Raw genomic sequence first — 17,593 nt, forward strand, 5'->3', positions numbered from 1 at the left:
TCGTCGGTGCCGGCAAGCTGGGTCTGCCGGACAACGCCGTGGTGGCCTTCGCGCTCGGCTGCGACATGGTCAACGTGGGCCGGGAGGCGATGTTGGCCATCGGCTGCATCCAGGCCCAGAAGTGCCACACCGACACCTGCCCGACCGGGGTGGCGACGCAGCACCCGTGGCTAGCCCGGGGGCTGGACCCGACGCTGAAGTCGGTGCGGGCGGCGAACTACCTGCGGACCCTGCGCCGGGACCTGGTGAAGGTGGCCGAGGCGTGCGGGGTGGAGCACCCAGGGCTGATCGACACCGACGCGGTGGAGATCCTCGACGGACGCACCTCGTCCACGCCGCTGCGCGAGGTGTACGGCTACCGCCCGGACTGGGGCCTGCCCTCGGCCGCCGACCGGGCGCAGATCGTCCGGCTGATGACCACCGAGGCGCCCAGGGGCGGCACCGCGACGCCCTCCCCCACCGCCGTCCGCTGAGGCCAGCGCCGTCGACTCACGCCAGCGCCGTCGACTGGCACCGGCGGAGCGCCGGCTCTCCCACCGGCGGTGTTGGTGGGAGAGCCGGCTCGGCGCGGAGGATTCACATGTGTCGGCGCGGAGACGTCACATGTAGAGGGTGTTGGGCTCCAGTCCGCACAGCACCCTGCCGTACAGCTCGGTGTTGACGTCCGGGACGACGAGGCCGTGCAGCGCGGCGGAGGTGATGTCCCGCACGATGCGCTGGATCGGGACGTCGCTGTAGATGGAGGTGCCGCCGCTGGCCATCTGGAAGATGTCCGCGACCTCCCTGGCCAGGCGGGCCGCCTCGCCCTGGTCGGCGCGCACCCGGACCCGCTCCTCGACCGTCCACGCCTCGCCGCTGAACGCCTTGTGGTCGACGACCTCAGCGATCCGCCGGGCGTGGAACACCGCCTGGTCGATCTTGTGGGCGGCGGAGCCGACCCGCAGGTGGGTCAGCGGGGCCTCGGCCTGGCTCGGGTAGTCGGTGTAGATGATCTTCCGGTCGGGCAAGCGGTCGAAGAAGGTGTCCCACGCCGCCTTGGCCAGCCCGGCCAGCATGCCGACCCCGGAGACCGCGGCGACCAGCGTGGCCGGGGTGGAGTAGATCGGGATGCTCCGGTTGGTGGCCGACAGCGTGTTCGGGGCGAGCGCGGCGCCCAGCGGGATGACCCGCGCGGCCGGGAGGAAGACGTTCGTGGCCACCGTCGTGATGCTGCCGGAACCGCGCAGCCCGGTGGTGTGCCAGTCGTCGACGAGCTCCATGTCGGACATCGGGACCATGGTCATGACCGGCTCCGGCTCGGCGCCGTCGCGCAGGATCACGGCCGCGGCCTCCATCCAGTGCGCGTGGTGCGCGCCGCTGACGAAGGGCCACCGGCCGTTGAGGAGGTAGCCGCCCTCGACCGGGACCATCGTGCCCTTGGGGGCGTTGGTTCCGCAGACCCGCACGTCCGGGGTCGAGAACACCTCGTCCTGCACCTCGTCGGGGAACATGCACACCAGGTACGTGGGGATCCAGTTCACCATCGCGACCCAGGCCACCGAGCCGTCGATGCGGCCCAGCGCCGTACCGACCTCGACCAGGGTGGCGGCGTCGCACTCGTATCCGCCGTAGCGCTTGGGCACCCGCATCCGGAAGATGCCGGCCTCGGCCATCGCCTCGACTGTCGCCTCGTGCAGGCGGCGGTTCTCCTCCGACCAGGCCACGTGCTCCCGGAGCACCGGCTCGGCTTTGCCGACGCGGCTGAGGATCTCCTCGCGCGTGGGGGTTTCGGTGATCGTCACCAGTTCCTCCTTGGGAAGGGCTCTCCGGTCTTGTGAACCTTGTCCGTCCCACGGTCGCACCGATCGACATACGGGCACTTCTTCTGGGTTGCGCCCCGTGCCGTTTCCACCGCCAGCAGGGACGACGGCCCAGGTCAGGACGGCAGGCGCATGGTACGCAGGAAGATGGGCAGCAGCCAGGGCCGCCGCCCGCCGACCGACACCTTGCGGGCGAGCACCGCGCGTACCCGGTGCACCCGACCGAACAGCATCAGTGTGAACGTGGCCGGATCGAACGAGATCCGTACGTCCGGGCGTGCCCGCGGCGTGCCCACCGTCACCCGCCCGTCGACCAGGGTCATGGTCACCTCGGGGCCGAAGCGGTGCCGGAAGTTGACCGAGATCACTCCCGGATGCGCCGGGCCGTCCCGGTCCAGCAGCCGGCCGTAGCCCCGGCGGGTCATGCCGACCATGAACAGGTCGACGAAGAGCGCGGCGTCGGCGGGGTCGATGACCCAGCGCCGGCCGATCGCCCGGGCGATGTCCCAGGAGTGGATGTTCAGCTCGTTGAGCAGGTGGGCCAGCAGCCCGGTGACCGGCAGCCGGGCCCCGCCCAGCCAGGACACCTCGTGCTCGGGCCCGGCCTCCCCCGCTGCCCGCAGCACCTCCTCGACGTCGGCGCGCAACCGGTCGGCCAGCACCGGCAGCCGCCGCTCGGTGAAGTGCCGCAGCACCTCGGCGTTCATCACCGAGATCGTGTCGACCGTGGTGCGCCGGCGCAGGTCGAGCAGGCCGGGCACCGGCAGGTCCGGTGGGGCGCCCCGGACCAGAGCCAGGCCCATCGCGGCGACGCCGCAAAGGTGCGCCATGGTGTCCGCCACCGTCCAGTGCGCGGTGGCGGGGCGATCGGGCGGGGCGTCGGAGACGAGGTCGAGCAGGCGCCCGAGGACGACGGGCACGGAGGTGCGGACGCGACGCCACTGGTGCGGAGTGACCGACATGTGTCCACGATGGAGGACTGAGGCACGCGATCACTTGTTCGAGGTTGCCGTCCTGTCGCACGCGCCCCACCGCGCTGTCCGGGCCCCGCCGTCGCGCCCGGCTCGGATCGGGCAACACGGAAGAAGTCAACCGGGCGACCCGTCCCCACAATCCATCCATGACAGCCACCGAAACTGGAGGCGCGGTCCACGTCACCGCGCACACCCACCCGCGCACGCGCGGGCGGATCGTCCTGGGCGGCGTCGCGGCGGGAGTCCTGCTTGCGGTGCTGTGGTCGTACGAGTTCGTCGACCACGTGATCGGCGACAACGTCGCCAACACCCTGCTGGGCCACGACGCGAAGACCACCGCCATCGGTGGCACCGTCGCGGGCCTGGTGTTCGCGTTCGTCTCCGGTCTGGCCGGCACGTTCACGGCGTGCAACATCGCGATGGCCGCCGCGGTCGGCCCGATGAGCCAGGCCGGCGGCACCGGTGCGACCCGGGCCGGGCTGCGCGTCCTGCTACGGCCGGTCGGCTGGCTCACCGTGGGGATGGTGGCCGTCGCCGCGGCGTACGGCTTCGTCGGCGTGCTGCTCGGCGACCGGCTGCCGCAGCTGTCCACCGGCACCGTCGACGGGCTGCCGATGCGCCTGGTCCAGTCGATGGTCGTCTTCGGCGTGATCGGGCTCGCCTTCGTCTACCTCGGGCTGGCCGCGCTCGGCGCGCTGCCCGACCCGTTCGCGCACCGCCCGGTCGCCCGGGTGGTGGTGCTCGGCGCGCTGGTCGGCGGGTTCCTCATCGGCCGGCCGTACCCGCTGTTCAACAAGCTGTTCCACTGGGCGGTGGACACCGGCAACCCGCTGTACGGCGCGGGCGCGTTCGTGCTCCAGTCGCTGGGCAACATCGCCATCGTCGCGGCGCTGTTCGCCCTGGTCATCGTGGCCACCCGGGGCCGGTTCGTCCAGTGGCTCGCCGCCAGCCCGGCCCGCACCGCCGCGGTGACCGGTGCGCTGCTGATCGCGTTGGGTGTGTTCATGGTCGTCTACTGGGACGTGCGGCTGCCCGCCATGTTCGGCTACGGCTGGTTCCCCACCATGCCGTACAACGGGTAGTCGACGGTCGTGCCGGCGGGCGCAGCGCCGCGCCCGCCGTATCGGGGCCGGTCAGGCCGAGCCGACGTACCCGTCGACCTTGATCCGCTGCGCGGTTTCGGTGTAGGCGACCGGGTCCTCCGGCAGCCGGGTGCCAAGCCCGTCGACGTAGCGGTTGAACATGCAGAACGCGGCGGCGATCAGCACCGTGTCGTGGATCTCCAGGTCGGTCGCGCCCTCGACGCGCGCCGCGTCGACCAGCTCGCCGCTGACGTTGCGACCGCCGGACTGGACCGCGGCGGCGATCCGCAGCAGGCCGCGCAGCTTCGCGGAGATCTCGGCCGTGTCCAGGTCCGCACGGACCTGCCGCACCAGCGGCATGCCGCCGTCGAGTTGGGCGGCGGCGAACGCCGAGTGCGAGGAGCAGCAGAACGTGCAGTCGTTGAGCCCGGAGACGTACGCCGCGATCAGCTCCCGCTCACCGGCGGTGAGGGTCGGGTGCGGAGCGTGCAGCAGCGCCTCGGCCAGGGCGTTGAGCGCCACGGCGGTCTCCGGCCGGTAGCGCATGAGCCCGCTGATCCCCGGGTACTGCGTCTCGTCCAGGCCCAGATCGATGTGTGCCACGTGTCTCTCCTCGGCGTGACAGGCCGCGGCCGGCGGCAACGCGGTCCTGCTGCGCATGGTGCCGTCCCGGCGGCCCACCCGCTTCTTCCACCGTGCCCACTGCCGGCCGGAGCCGCGGGCCACGAATTCTTCGAAAATGCCGTCCGCGGCGCCGACACCTGGGCCGACACGGAGGGCGACGAGCAGGGCACGCATGCGTATTGCCGCTGCGTACGAACCGCTGCCACGATCTGCTCCATGGTCGACACGACGCACATACGGCACGAGGCCCAGGCACAGGCCGGGGCCATGGTGGACCGACTTCGCCAGCTTGTGCACGCCGAATCCCCACCCGGCGCCGTGCGGCGCCTGCACGCCTGCGCCGACCTGTTGGAGAGCTGGATCAGCCCGGTGCTGGGCCGGCCCGCCGTGCGGGTGACCCGCGACGGGCTGCCGCACCTGCTCTGGCAGGCCGAGGACCAGCGGGTGCTGCTGCTCGGGCACTACGACACGGTGTGGCCGGAGGGCACCACGCGGGACTGGCCCTTCGCGCTGGCCGACCACATCGCCACCGGGCCGGGGGTGTGCGACATGAAGTCCGGCATCGTGCAGTTGGTCACCGCCCTGTCGCTGCTGCCCGACACCTCCCGGGTGGGGGTGCTGCTGACCTGCGACGAGGAGAGCGGGTCACCGACGTCCCGACCGCTGATCGAGCAGCAGGCCCGGCGGTCGCGGGCGGTGCTGGTGGCCGAGCCGGCCACGGAGACGGGCGCGCTCAAGGTCGCCCGCAAGGGCGGTTCGAGATACGAGATCACCGTACGCGGCCGGGCCGCGCACGCGGGCGTGGAGCCGCACCGGGGGGTGAACGCGGCGGTCGAGCTGGCCCACCAGGTGCTCGCCGTACGGGCGTTCGCCGCCGAGGGCACCAGTGTCACGCCGACGGTGCTCAGCGCGGGCAGCATCAGCAACCAGGTGCCCGAGTCGGCGACGTTCTGCGTCGACGTGCGCGCCTGGACGCGCGAGGAGCTCGACCGGGTGGACGGCCTGATCCGCGCGCTGACCCCCCAGTTGGCCGAGGCCGCGCTGGTGGTGGGCGGCGGGATCAACCGGTACCCGCTCCAGGAGGCGGTGGCGACGCCACTGCTGGAGATCGCCCGGCGGGCCGGCCGCGAGCTGGGCCTGCCGCCGGTGGAGGCCGCGCACGCCGCCGGCGCGTCCGACGCGAACTTCACCGGCTCGCTGGGCGTGGCCACCCTCGACGGTCTGGGCGGGGTGGGCGGCGGGTCGCACGCCCGCACCGAGTGGGTGGACGTCAGCCAGCTTCCCGACCGCGCCGCCCTGCTCGCCGCGACCATCGCGGGCGTGCTCACCCGGCAGCGGCGGGGCCCGGTCGGCGCGGGTCGGGGCGTCCCCGCGCGCCTGTGACGCGCGTCGCTCCTCCCCCCGGCCGGCCCACCGTCCATAATGGTGTGCCGAGTCGGCGCGCGCCCGACCCCCGCGCCGCTGCCCATCCGCCGGCGATGCCACCTGGCGTGGCCGCCGGCGCAGCGAGCGGGAGGACGAGATCCCCATGACCCCCACCACGCGCCCGCCCACCTCGCCGCCCCGCTTCGGGGTGGAGGAGGAGTTCCTCGTCGTCGACGCCGTCACCCGGGCCCCGGCGCCCCGGGCCGCCGAGGTCGTCGCGGCGGCGTCCGCGTCGCTCGGGGATCGGGTGTCCGGGGAGATCACCACCCTGCAACTGGAGACCCGGACCGACGCCTGCGGCACGCTCGGCGAGCTGGCCGACCAGCTCGATGAGGCCCGCAAGGTCGTCGCGGACTGCGCACGGGCGGCGGGGCTGCGGGTGGTGGCCACCGGCACGGCCCCCGTCGCCGGGGCGGTGCCGCCACCGATGACCGTCGGCCCGCGCCAGAGCAGGGGCACCGAGACGTACCGGGGGCTGCACGACGAGCTGGCGCTGTGCGCGCTGCACGTGCACGTGGAGATGCCGGACCGGCAGCGGGCGGTGCTGGTCGGCAACCACCTGCGGCCGTACCTGCCGCTGCTGCTGACCCTCACCGCGAACTCGCCGTACTGGGACGACCGCGACTCCGGGTACGCGAGCTGGCGCACCACCGTCTGGGGCCGGTGGCCCGTGGCCGGGCCGCCGCCGGTGTTCGACTCGGCGGAACACTACGACGAGGTGGTGCGGCGGCTGCTGGACGCGGGCGCCCTCGTCGACCGGGCCACCATCTTCTGGGACGTACGCCCCTCGGAGCGCCACCCGACCCTGGAGGTCCGGGTCGCCGACTCCGCCGTCACCGCCGAGGACTCGGCGCGGTACGCGGCGCTGGTGCGGGCCCTCGTGGTGCACCTGGCGGCGGTGATGGACGCCGGCGAACCCGCCCCGCACGTCGCCGGGGAGCTGCTGCGGGTGGGCTACTGGCGGGCGGCCCGCGACGGCCTGGACGGCGAGGGCCTGGATCCGCGCACGGGCCGGTTACGGCCGGCGGCGGAGCTGGCCCGTCACCTGCTGGACACGGTGGAGCCGGTGCTGCGCGCCCACGGCGATTACGACCCCGTCGCGCAGTGGCTGGAGCGGCTCGGCACCGACGGCACCGGGGCGCGGCACCAGCGGGCGGTCGTCCGCCGGGGCGGGACGCTCACCGACGTCGTCGACCACCTGGCGGAGCGGACGGCGGGCTGATCCCGGCCGGCGATCTGGGCAATCGCGCACAACCGGCGGTGGGTGGCGTGGGTGATGCTGGAGAGGCCCCGACCTGCCGATGGAGGCTCCCGTGAACCAGATCGCGACCACCCCGTTCCACCTGCGACGGCTGGATCCCACGCTGATGAACCGCACCGCCCGGGACTTCGCCGACCGGATGGCGGCCCGCCGGTCGGTGCGGCACTTCTCGGCCGAGCCGGTGCCGCTGGAGGTCGTCGAGGAGGCCGTTCGGGCCGCCGCGACCGCCCCCAGCGGCGCCAACCTGCAACCCTGGCGCTTCGTGGTGGTCACCGACGCCGAGCGAAAGCGGCGGCTGCGCGAGGCCGCCGAGGCCGAGGAGATCGAGTTCTACACCCGCCGTGCCTCCACCGAGTGGCTGGAGGCGGTGGCCCCGATGGGCACCGACTGGCAGAAGCCGTTCCTGGAGACCGCCCCCGTGGTCATCGTGGTCTTCGAGGTGCACCAGGGACCGCACACCCCGAAGCCCTACTACGTCAAGGAGTCGGTCGGCATCGCCGTCGGCGTCCTGATCACCGCCCTGCACCTGTCCGGGCTGGCCACGCTCACCCACACGCCGAGCCCGATGCGGTTCCTCAACGAGATCTGCGAGCGCCCGGCCGAGGAGCGCGCCTGTCTGGTGATGCCGGTCGGTTACCCGGCCGAGGGGGTCACCGTCCCGCAGTTGACCCGCAAGGCGCTCTCGGAGGTCATGGTCCGCCGGTAGACCTCACCGCCCCAGGTCCACGGTGAAGAAGTCGCGCAGGGGCTGCACGTGCCGGTCCTGCCGGCGCCACTCGGCCAGCAGGTCCTCCAGCAGGTGCAGCTCCTCGACCACTTCCCCGCCCCGGTAGCGGCGCACCACCGGGTGGATGAAGGCGCTCTCGGCCGCCCGGTCGGGCTGCGGGTGCCGCTCGATGGCGAACACGTCGCTGTACGCGTCGCGGCCCCAGCGCAGCGAGAACGTGTAGTAGTGGCTCTCGCCGCCGAACCGCGCGACCGCGTGGTCCTCGGGCAGGTCGTGGTAGTGGCGCACCACCCCGGCGCCCGCGTCGACGACGAGCACGTCGCAGAGGAACTCGAACTGCGTCCACAGCGCCGAGCTCCAGTTCACCCGGTCCAGCACCGCCTCGGTGAGCGTCTCGGCGTCCGCCTCCACCTTCTCGTACGCCAGCGGCGCGCCCTCGTACCGCTCGCGCAGCAGGGCGGTGAGCGTGCGCAGGTTGTAGCGGAACCCGTCGATGAAGGCCGACGACGCCTTCTTGAAGTCGCGGTCCTGGGCGAGCGTGCCGGCGAAGTAGAGCCCGTCGACGTTTACCGACTGCCAGTCCGGCCGGGTGGCGGGCAGCCGCCCGCTGGGCACCAGGCCGGGGCGGCAGTTCTCGGCGAAGACCGAGGTGTCCATGGCGAAGCCGGTACAGCGCAGCACCGTCTCGTACTCCATCACGGCCGTCTCGCCGTCGGCGTGGGTGTAGGTCAGGCTCACCTCGTACCGGTCCCCCACCGGGCGGATCTCGTCGATGACGCAGTCGAGCCCCGAGTGCAGGGTCTTGAACTGGTAGCTGTCCAGGACCGCGCCGTGGTGGCCGCGCACGTCGCCGGGGTGCTTGGTGTTCCAGGCCAGCCGCAGGGGACGCGGGCTGGCCAGGTGCACCATGGCGGCGTGCCCGAGGATCGCCGAGGCGGTCTCGAACGCGGAGTTGCCCTTGCCGAGGATCAGCACCCGCTGGCCGGCGTAGTCGGCCGGGTCGGTGCTCATGTCCTCGTAGCCGATCGCGTGCTCGATGCCGCGCACGTCGGGTACGTTCGGCCGGCCCCAGCCGGCGGCCACCACCACGCAGTCGGCATGCAGCTCTCGCCCGCCGGCGCGCACGAGAAAGCCGTCGTCGGTCTTGGCGACCAGTTCGACGGCCGTGTCGTAGCGGACGGCGAGCCCGTGGTGGCGGGCGAAGTCCCCGAGGTAGCGGACCATGTCGTCGGCGGAGGGGAAGTACTCGCGACTGTAGTCGGAGAACGGCAGCTCGGCCGGGGTGTGCAGCAGCGAGTTCCAGTCCCAGCGCAGCCGGATCTCCGGGTCGGTGCTCGTCGTGTGCACCTTGTTCAGGGAGATCAGCCTGCGGTGGCGGGGGAACCGGCGGAAGAACTCGCCGGGTTCGGCCGCGCGTTCCAGCGTCAGGTAGTCGCTGCCGGCCTGCTGGAGGTAGTAGCTGAGCTGAAGGCCGGCCGGACCGGCGCCGATGATCAGGTAACGGTGGTGCTCGATGCCCTCTGGCAAGTCGGTCATGGATGCTCCCGCGTCGAGTACCCAAGACCATTGTGGATAAATGCACTTAAGTCAATACATATCCGGGTTGGATGGTGCAACCGAAGGACCGAGGCACGGCACCGGTTCCGGTCCCGCCGGCGGCCGGCCGCCCCCGCCGAACGGTGAGGGCGGCCGGGCACGCGGACGGTGGCTCAGGCGGGCTGGGCGGCCGGCTCGCGGTGACCGCTGACCTTCGCCGCCGGCATCGGGCCGCCCTTGGCGGTGCCGGTCATCTCGTCGCCGTCGATCGTCACGTCGAACACCAGGTCCATCCGCATCGGCTTCTTGATCGACTGGTACCAGGACAGTCGGTTGCCCTCCAGCCGCAGATCGTTCAGGGTGAGCGTCTCCTTCTCGCCGCGGGAGATCCCCTGCAGGACACCGTCCTTGCTGAACAACTCCAGTTCGGTGCGGCGGACGCCGAACGGGGTGGCGACGGCCACCTTCCAGAATCCCTCGACAGACACGGCGGCTTCCTTTCTTCCCGGGATCCCGGGCGGGGCGATCCCTGCGGACGATGCCCGGGCGGCGCCTCGGGCAGCGCCGACACCCACGCTAGTCATCGCGCCCCCGGCAGTTAGTCGCCATATTGCCGTCTTGCGCCGACGGGGTGGACACAGCGGGTCAACGCGACGAGATCGGCCAATAGGGATCCGACGCGTCAAATCGTCCGCTATACGCGAACTAAACCGCCGTCATGCTGCGAAAACGTCGGGAGCAATGTGAAAGAAGCGCGCCCAGGCGCCACCGTCGCACGATGAACCTGGCCCGATCCGGTCGCCGAGCATCCACTTTTCCCGCCCGCCCCAGGAGGCAAACAGACACGCCCAAAAAGCAAATTGCACCGCCGCCGGAAAATGGCCGGGAAAACGCCCCCTCCGGTCGGCCCGCCGCGTCGACGAAGCCCCCGACGTCAGGCGACACTCCCCCATCCCTTGCCGCGCAGCACCCCGGGACCGCCCGTGGAGAACCGCCGCGGTGATGCCGTCTGCCCTGTTCACGCCATCGGCTTTGGCAGAAGCCGATGGCTCTGTTGTAAGGAGACCGTACCGTGCTGGGTCAACGCGCACGCTCGCTCAGTCCCGGAATAGTCGCGATTCTACTCGTGGCCTCGCTCTTTTTCATCATCGACACCCGCGTGTCCGTCGCCGGCGCCGACGAGGCCGCCACACGATACCGCTTCACCGAGCAGCCGATCGCCTACCCGAACGGCTACGACCAGCTGCCCAAGAAAACGATTCGCGACGTCAACCGCTCGTATCACAAGATCCGCGCCTGGATCTCGTCGGTCGGGGCGAGCATCGCCGTCAACGACCTCACCGGCCACGGCCGCGCCAACAGCCTGTGCTTCGTGGACGTGCGCACCGACAAGGTGGTCGTGACCTACGCGCCCACCGCGCCGAAGGAGGACCAGTTCGCGCCGTTCATCCTCGACCCGGCGCCGCTGCCGGTCGACGACACCATGGCGCCGATGGGCTGCGTGCCGGGCGACTACAACCTCGACGGCCGGATGGACCTCATGGTCACCTACTGGGGCCGGGTGCCGATCCTGTTCCTGCACAAGGCCAGCGCGACCACGGTGTCCAACGCCACCTACCAGCGCCAGGAACTGCTGCCGCAGAGCTCGCCCGACGGCCTCTACCACGGGCCCAAGTGGCACACCAACGCCTCGCTGGTCAGCGACCTCGACGGCGACGGCCGGCCGGACGTGGTGATCGGCAACTACTTCCCCGAGTCCGACGTGCTCAACACCAGGGGCCAGGACAACGTCGAGATGAACGAGACGCTGTCCAGCGCCACCAACGGCGGTGGCAGCCACGTCCTGCGCTGGCAGTCGGCGACCTCGGGCGACAACCCGTCGGTGTCCTTCGTGCCGCAGCGCGCCGCGATCCCGTTCGTCGCGTCGACCGGCTGGACGCTGGGCATCAACGCCGCCGACCTCACCGGCCGGGGCCTGCCCGACGTCTACATCGCCAACGACTTCGGCCACGACCACCTGCTGCACAACGTTTCCAAGCCCGGGCGCATCGAGTTCAAGGTCGCCGTCGGTGAGCGCACCCCCACCACGCCCAAGTCGTTCGTGCTCGGCAACGGCTCGTTCAAGGGCATGGGCATCGACTTCGGCGACCTGGACCGCAACGGCAGCTTCGACATGATGGTCTCCAACATCACCACGGCCTGGGGCCTGGAGGAGAGCAACTTCGTCTGGATCAACCGGGCCCGCGACGAGCGCGACATGCTCGCCAAGCTGGACAAGGGCATCGCCCCGTTCACCCAGGAGGCCCGCCCGCTCGGCCTGGCCTGGAGCGGCTGGGGCTGGGACGTGAAGTTCGGCGACTTCCTCAACAGCGGTGACCTGGAGGTCGTGCAGACCCTCGGCTTCGTCAAGGGGAAGATCGACCGCTGGCCGTGGCTGCAAGAGATGGCCATGATGAACGACGACCTGATGTCCAACCCGGCGATGTGGCCGAACATGCAGCCCGGCGACGACATCGCCGGCAACCAGCCGCTGGCGTTCTTCGCCCGCACGGCCAGCGGCGAGTTCGCCAACATCACCGAGCAGGTCGGCCTGGACGTGCCGATCCCCACCCGGGGCATCGCCACGGCCGACACCCGGGGCATCGGAGCGCTGGACCTCGCCGTGGCCCGCCAGTGGGGCCCTCCGGCGTTCTACGCCAACGAGGCGCCGAGCAAGGGCAACTACCTGAACCTGCGGCTGTACCGGCCGGCGGTCGGCGCGGCGGCGGACCAGATGCTCTGCACCCCGGCGTACGGCGCCACCGTCACGGTCACCACGCCGGACGGACGCAAGCAGATCTCCCAGCTCGACGGCGGCAGCGGCCACGGCGGCAAGCGCAGCTTCGAGGTCCACTTCGGGCTGGGGGCCAGCAGCGGCCCGGTCACCGTCGACATGCGCTGGCGCGACCTGAGCGGCCAGCAGCACAGCACCAGCCAGCAGCTCACCGCCGGCACGCACACCCTCGTGCTGACCGACCGCGTCGAGGAGGTTCCGAACCGATGACCACGATCGCCCCGCCCCCCAGCATCGACACCGCGCCCGCGGCCCCCGTCGTCCCCAAGCCGGCCAAGCCCGAGCCCGACCGCCGCTACCTGGCGCTGCGCAACTTCGCCATCTCCATCAGCGTCTTCAACATCTTCGGTTACACCCTGCTCGGCTTCGAGCAGCCGTGGCTGTGGCCCATCTTCGCGGTGCTCACCGGCTACGCCGCCGAGATCAGCTTCGAGCTGATCCGGGCCTGGGCAAAGAAGGACACCCCCCGGTTCCTCGGCGGCGGCGCCCGCCGGGTGTACGAGTTCCTGCTGCCCTCGCACATCACCGCGCTGGCCTGCAACATGCTCCTGTACGCCAACGACATGTTCCTGCCGATCGCGTTCGCCGTGATCGTCGGCGTGACCGGCAAGTACGTCTTCCAGGCCCCGGTCTACGGCCGGATGCGGCACTACATGAACCCGTCGAACTTCGGCATCACCGTGGCGCTGGTCTGCTTCGGCTCCTGGATCTCCATCGCCCCGCCGTACCAGTTCACGGAGAACGCCAACACGTACTTCCGGATCATGATCCCGATCATCATCGTCACCGCCGGCACCGTGATCAACGCGCTGCTGACCCGCAAGGTCGCGCTGATCGTGGGCTGGCTCGGCGGCTTCGCCATCCAGGCGTTCCTGCGGGCCTGGATCTGGGACGTGGCCCTGTTCTCGGCGCTGGCCGTGATGACCGGTGTGGCCTTCGTGCTGTTCACCAACTACATGATCACCGATCCGGGCACCACCCCGGTCAAGCCGATGAACCAGTTCATGTTCGGCTCCGGGGTGGCCATGGCCTACGGCGTGCTGATGCTGTTCAACGTCGTCTACACGCTCTTCTTCGCGGTGGTCGTCGTCTGCGGCATCCGCGGCGTGGGCTGGTGGATCGCGGACATGCGCAAGAAGTCCCGGGCCGCCACCGCGCTGACCCTCGATACCCCCAGGAGCATCGCGTGAGCGAGCGCATCGCCGTCGTCGGGATCGCCTGCCGGTATCCCGACGCGGAAGACCCCAACCAACTGTGGGAGAACGTGCTCACCGGCCGCCGGGCGTTCCGCCGGCTGCCCGACGAGCGGATGAACGCAGAGGACTACTACTCCCCCGACCCCGCCGCGCCCGACCGGTTCTACTCGGCCAAGGCCGCCGTGATCGAGGGCTTCGAGTTCGACCGGGTCAAGTACAAGATCGCCGGGAGCACCTTCCGGTCCACCGACATGACGCACTGGCTGGCCCTGGACACCGTCGCCCGGGCCCTGGCCGACGCCGGCTTCGCCGACGGCGAGGGGCTGCCCCTGGCCACCACCGGCGTGGTCATCGGCAACACCCTCACCGGCGAGTTCAGCCGGGCCAACCTGCTGCGGCTGCGCTGGCCGTACGTGCGGCGCACCGTCGGCGCGGCGCTGCGCGAGCAGGGCTGGGACGACGCCGCCGTCGGCACCTTCCTCGACGAGTTGGAGCCGCGGTACAAGGCGCCGTTCCCGCCGATCGACGAGGACACCCTGGCCGGCGGCCTGGCCAACACCATCGCCGGCCGGGTCTGCAACCACTTCGACTTCAAGGGCGGCGGCTACACCGTCGACGGCGCATGCTCGTCGTCGCTGCTGTCGGTCGCCACCGCGTGCAACGCCCTGGCCAGGGGCGACCTCGACGCCGCCGTCGCCGGCGGGGTGGACCTGAGCATCGACCCGTTCGAGGTGATCGGCTTCGCCAAGACCGGCGCGCTGGCCACCGGCGAGATGCGGGTGTACGACCGCAACTCCAACGGGTTCTGGCCCGGCGAGGGCTGCGGGATGCTGGTGCTGATGCGCGACTCCGACGCCGTGGCGCGCGGCCTGCGCCGGCACGCCCGTCATCGCCGGCTGGGGCTACTCCTCCGACGGCAAGGGCGGCATCACCCCGGCCGGAGGCCAGCGGCCACCGGCTGGCCATCCGTCGGGCGTACGAGCGGGCCGGCTTCGGCATCGACTCCGTGTCCTACCTGGAGGGCCACGGCACCGGCACCGCCGTCGGCGACGCCACCGAGCTGCGCGCGTTCACCGAGGCCCGGCAGGAGGCCGACCCGACCGGTTCGCCCGCCGCGATCAGCACCGTGAAGGGCAACTTCGGACACACCAAGGCCGCCGCCGGGGTCGCCGGGCTGCTCAAGGCGATCCTCGCGGTACGCCAGCAGGTCATCCCCCCGGCCACCGGGCACGTGGACCCGCACCCGGTGCTCGACGTGGAGCAGCCCGCCCTGCGGGTGCCCACCACGGCGGAGCTGTGGCCGGCCGACAAGCCGGTCCGGGCGGCCGTGTCGTCGATGGGCTTCGGCGGCATCAACGCCCACGTGGTGCTCGAGAGCGCGGAGAGCGGCCGGCGGACCCGCATCGGGGCGTCGACGTCCGCGCTGGTGCGCTCCCGGCAGGACACCGAGCTGCTGATGTTCGACGCGCGTCCCCCGCAGGAGCTTCGCTCGCGGCTGTCGGATCTGACGCGTAGACCGTCGCTCTCGTACGACCGAGCTGGTGACCTGACAGCGACCCTGGCCGGAAAGCTGACCGATCGACCGTGCGGGCGGCGTGTGTCGCCTCGCCCGAGCAGGCGCGGCAGCGCCTGGAGCGGCTGATCGACCTGTCGACGCCGGCGAGCAGCGGGTGATCGACGCGGCCGGTGGCGTCTTCCTCGGCACGGCGGGCCCCGCCCCCCGGATCGGGTTCCTCTTCCCCGGCCAGGGCGCGGGCCGGCGGGCCGACGGCGGCGCGCTGCGCCGCCGGTTCGAGGAGATCGACGCGCTGTACCAGGCCCACCAGCCGCCGCCCGGCGCGGACCTGGTGGCCACGGCGGTGGCGCAGCCACGGATCGTGACCGCGTCGGTCGCCGGCCTGCGGGCACTGTCGATGCTCGGCGTACGGGCGACCGGCGCCGCCGGGCACAGCCTCGGCGAGCTGACCGCGCTGCACTGGGCCGGGGCGATGGACGAGCAGACGCTGATCGCGACCGCCGGCGTACGCGGGCGGATCATGGCCGACGCAAGCGCCGGGGACGGCACGATGGCCAGCATCTCCGCCGCCCCGGAGGTGGTGCAGCCGCTGCTGGTCGGCACGCCGGTGGTCATCGCCGGCTACAACAGCCCGCAGCAGACCGTGGTCTCCGGCCCGGTCGAGGCGGTGCAGCGGGTCGGCGCTCTGGCCGAGCGGGCCGGGCTGTTCTGGACCCGGATCGCGGTGTCGCACGCCTTCCACTCCGAGGCCGTCGCCCCGGCGGCAGTCGCGTTCGCCGAGCACCTGCGCGGCGAGTCCTTCGCGCCGCTGTCCGCCACGATGGTCTCCACGGTCACCGGGGACGTGCTGCCGGCCGACACCGACGTGCCGGACCTGCTGCGTCGGCAGGTGCTGGACCCGGTGCGGTTCACCCAGGCGGTGCGTCGCCTCGCCGACGAGGCCGACCTGCTGCTGGAGGTCGGGCCGGGGCGGGTATTGCGCGGGCTGGCCGCGGACATCGCGCCGGAGGTGCCGACGATCTCGCTGGAGACCGACAGCCTCTCCCTGGCGGGCCTGCTCAACGCGGTCGGCGCGGCGTACGCGGCGGGCGCGCCGGTCAACCACGAGGCGCTGTTCCAGGACCGGTTCACCCGGCCGTTGGAGCCGGGCCAGCCGCTGCGGTTCTTCGCCAGCCCCGCCGAGTCGGCGCCGGCCGGGGACTTCGCGGTGGCCCGTACCGCCGAGGAGCTGGCCGCCGTCGCGGCCTCTGCGACCGGCACGTCGGTGGCGGTGTCCGGGCCCGGCGCCACGGTCGACAGCCTGGAACTGCTGCGCCGGCTCGCCGCCGAGCGGGCGGAGCTGCCGCTGGAGGCGGTGCGGCCGGACAGCCGGCCGCTGGACGAGCTGCACCTCAGCTCGATCACCGTCGGCCAGATCGTCAACCAGGCCGCCCGGGAGCTCAACGTGGCCGCGCCGACGCTGACCTCCAGCTACGCCACCGCCACGGTGGCGGAGATCGCGCAGATCCTCGACGATGCCGCGGGCGGCGTCGGCGGCGCGGACGAGCAGGAGACGTCGGTCGCCGGGGTGGCCCCGTGGGTGCGGGCGTTCGCCATCGACCTGGTGCCCACCGAGGTGGGGCCACGCGTGGGCGCCCCGGTCGACGGGGGATGGCAGGCGTTCGCCGCCGGGCGCAGCGCGCTCGCCGAGCCGCTGCGCACGGCGCTGCAACAGGCCCGGGTGGGCGACGGGGTGCTGCTGTGCCTGCCGCGCGACTGCCAGCCCGAGCACATCCCGGTGATGCTGCGGGCGGCGCGGGCCGCGCTGGCGCAGGGCACCGCCGTGCGGTTCGTCGCGGTGGGCGACCGGCGCAACGCCGCCGGCCTGGCCAAGACGCTGCACCAGGAACACCCGGAGATCACCACCACGGTGGTCACGCTGCCGCTTTCCGACGAACCGTCCGAGGAGACGGTGGCGGCCACGGTGGCCCGGGTGGTCGCCGACGTGGCCGCCACGGCCGGGTTCAGCGAGATCCACTACGACGCCGACGGCAACCGGTACGTGCCCGTGCTGCGCCCGGCGACCCTGCCGCCCAACGGCGGGCCCGGGCTCGGCGTGGAGGACGTGCTGCTGGTCACCGGCGGCGGCAAGGGCATCACGGCGGAGTGCGCCCTGGCGCTGGGGCGGGACACCCTCGCGGCGGTCGGCCTGATCGGCCGCTCGGACCCGGCGACCGACGCGGAGCTGGCGGCCAACCTCGACCGGCTCACCGCCGCCGGGGTGCGCTTCCACTACGCCCGGGCGGACATCACCGCGCTGGACGAGGTGAAGGCGGCCGTCGGCGACATCGAGCGGGTCCTCGGCCCGGTCACCGGTGTGCTGCACGGCGCCGGCCGCAACGAGCCGACGGCGGTGGCCAACCTCGACGAGGCGGCGTTCCGGCGGACCCTCGCCCCGAAGATCGACGGACTGGAGGCCGTGCTCGCCGCGACCGATCCACACACGCTGCGGCTGTTGGTCACCTTCGGCAGCATCATCGGCCGGGCCGGGCTGCGCGGTGAGGGCACTACGCCACGGCCAACGACTGGATGACCGACCTTTTTCCCAAGGTCGGCGAGGACTATCCGCACATCCGGTGCC

At 72.2% G+C, this 17,593-nt stretch carries 14 protein-coding genes and 1 pseudogene; 10 read left to right on the forward strand and 5 right to left on the reverse strand.

What is annotated here, in order from left to right; all coding sequences use genetic code 11:
• Positions 1-473, forward strand: a 473-nt coding sequence (locus tag MCAG_RS01035; protein WP_036371828.1) for a glutamate synthase-related protein, incomplete at its 5' end; no start/stop codon positions are given.
• 126 nt (positions 474-599) lie between these two features.
• Here the strand turns inward: MCAG_RS01035 and MCAG_RS01040 are convergent.
• Positions 600-1,784: an acyl-CoA dehydrogenase family protein gene (locus MCAG_RS01040; protein WP_157548330.1), complete on the reverse strand. Its 1,185-nt coding sequence runs from the start codon at positions 1,782-1,784 to the stop codon at positions 600-602.
• A gap of 131 nt (positions 1,785-1,915) precedes the next feature.
• Positions 1,916-2,761, reverse strand: coding sequence for a maleylpyruvate isomerase family mycothiol-dependent enzyme (locus MCAG_RS01045; RefSeq protein ID WP_007071145.1), 846 nt, complete (start codon positions 2,759-2,761; stop codon positions 1,916-1,918).
• 158 nt (positions 2,762-2,919) lie between these two features.
• On the opposite strand from MCAG_RS01045, the gene MCAG_RS01050 reads away from it, so the two are divergent.
• Positions 2,920-3,855, forward strand: a complete 936-nt coding sequence (locus MCAG_RS01050) for a hypothetical protein (RefSeq protein WP_007071146.1) — start codon at positions 2,920-2,922, stop codon at positions 3,853-3,855.
• Positions 3,856-3,906: 51 nt separating this feature from the next.
• On the opposite strand, the gene MCAG_RS01055 is transcribed toward MCAG_RS01050, so the two are convergent.
• Complete coding sequence (locus MCAG_RS01055) at positions 3,907-4,458, reverse strand: carboxymuconolactone decarboxylase family protein (RefSeq protein WP_036375898.1); 552 nt, start codon at positions 4,456-4,458, stop codon at positions 3,907-3,909.
• A gap of 237 nt (positions 4,459-4,695) precedes the next feature.
• Between MCAG_RS01055 and MCAG_RS01060 the strand changes: the two genes are divergently transcribed.
• The 3 genes from MCAG_RS01060 to MCAG_RS01070 all read left to right on the forward strand — a co-directional run bounded on the left by MCAG_RS01060 (position 4,696) and on the right by MCAG_RS01070 (position 7,871).
• Positions 4,696-5,862, forward strand: a complete 1,167-nt coding sequence (locus tag MCAG_RS01060; protein ID WP_007071148.1) for a M20/M25/M40 family metallo-hydrolase — start codon at positions 4,696-4,698, stop codon at positions 5,860-5,862.
• Between the two features lie 145 nt (positions 5,863-6,007).
• The gene (locus MCAG_RS01065; protein ID WP_007071149.1) at positions 6,008-7,126 is read left to right on the forward strand and encodes a glutamate--cysteine ligase; all 1,119 of its coding nucleotides are present in this window, start codon (positions 6,008-6,010) and stop codon (positions 7,124-7,126) included.
• Between the two features lie 145 nt (positions 7,127-7,271).
• Positions 7,272-7,871, forward strand: a complete 600-nt coding sequence (locus MCAG_RS01070) for a nitroreductase family protein (protein ID WP_036375903.1) — start codon at positions 7,272-7,274, stop codon at positions 7,869-7,871.
• A gap of 3 nt (positions 7,872-7,874) precedes the next feature.
• On the opposite strand, the gene MCAG_RS01075 is transcribed toward MCAG_RS01070, so the two are convergent.
• Both MCAG_RS01075 and MCAG_RS01080 read right to left on the reverse strand, forming a co-directional pair.
• Positions 7,875-9,428, reverse strand: a complete 1,554-nt coding sequence (locus MCAG_RS01075) for an NAD(P)-binding domain-containing protein (RefSeq protein WP_007071151.1) — start codon at positions 9,426-9,428, stop codon at positions 7,875-7,877.
• 173 nt (positions 9,429-9,601) lie between these two features.
• Entirely contained in the window at positions 9,602-9,916 is a 315-nt protein-coding gene (locus MCAG_RS01080; protein WP_036371831.1) for a hypothetical protein, read from the reverse strand.
• Positions 9,917-10,554: 638 nt separating this feature from the next.
• On the opposite strand from MCAG_RS01080, the gene MCAG_RS01085 reads away from it, so the two are divergent.
• The 5 genes and pseudogenes from MCAG_RS01085 to MCAG_RS34245 all read left to right on the forward strand — a co-directional run bounded on the left by MCAG_RS01085 (position 10,555) and on the right by MCAG_RS34245 (position 17,545).
• Entirely contained in the window at positions 10,555-12,471 is a 1,917-nt protein-coding gene (locus MCAG_RS01085) for a CRTAC1 family protein (RefSeq protein WP_232290029.1), read from the forward strand.
• Positions 12,468-13,451, forward strand: a complete 984-nt coding sequence (locus MCAG_RS01090) for a hypothetical protein (RefSeq protein ID WP_007071154.1) — start codon at positions 12,468-12,470, stop codon at positions 13,449-13,451. The genes MCAG_RS01085 and MCAG_RS01090 overlap by 4 nt, the downstream gene beginning before the upstream one ends.
• Positions 13,448-14,254: pseudogene (locus MCAG_RS34235) on the forward strand (beta-ketoacyl synthase N-terminal-like domain-containing protein); the annotation flags it as partial. The gene MCAG_RS01090 and the pseudogene MCAG_RS34235, both read left to right, overlap by 4 nt.
• Positions 14,255-14,421: 167 nt before the next feature.
• A complete protein-coding gene (locus MCAG_RS34240; RefSeq protein WP_232290336.1) occupies positions 14,422-15,099 on the forward strand; it encodes a ketoacyl-synthetase C-terminal extension domain-containing protein in 678 nt (225 codons plus the stop codon).
• A 28-nt stretch (positions 15,100-15,127) separates the two neighbouring features.
• On the forward strand, positions 15,128-17,545 hold the full coding sequence (locus tag MCAG_RS34245; RefSeq protein WP_050777810.1) for an SDR family NAD(P)-dependent oxidoreductase: 2,418 nt from the start codon (positions 15,128-15,130) through the stop codon (positions 17,543-17,545).
• Positions 17,546-17,593: the final 48 nt, after the last annotated feature.

Origin of the sequence: Micromonospora sp. ATCC 39149, assembly GCF_000158815.1 — a bacterium.
Classification (GTDB): domain Bacteria; phylum Actinomycetota; class Actinomycetes; order Mycobacteriales; family Micromonosporaceae; genus Micromonospora.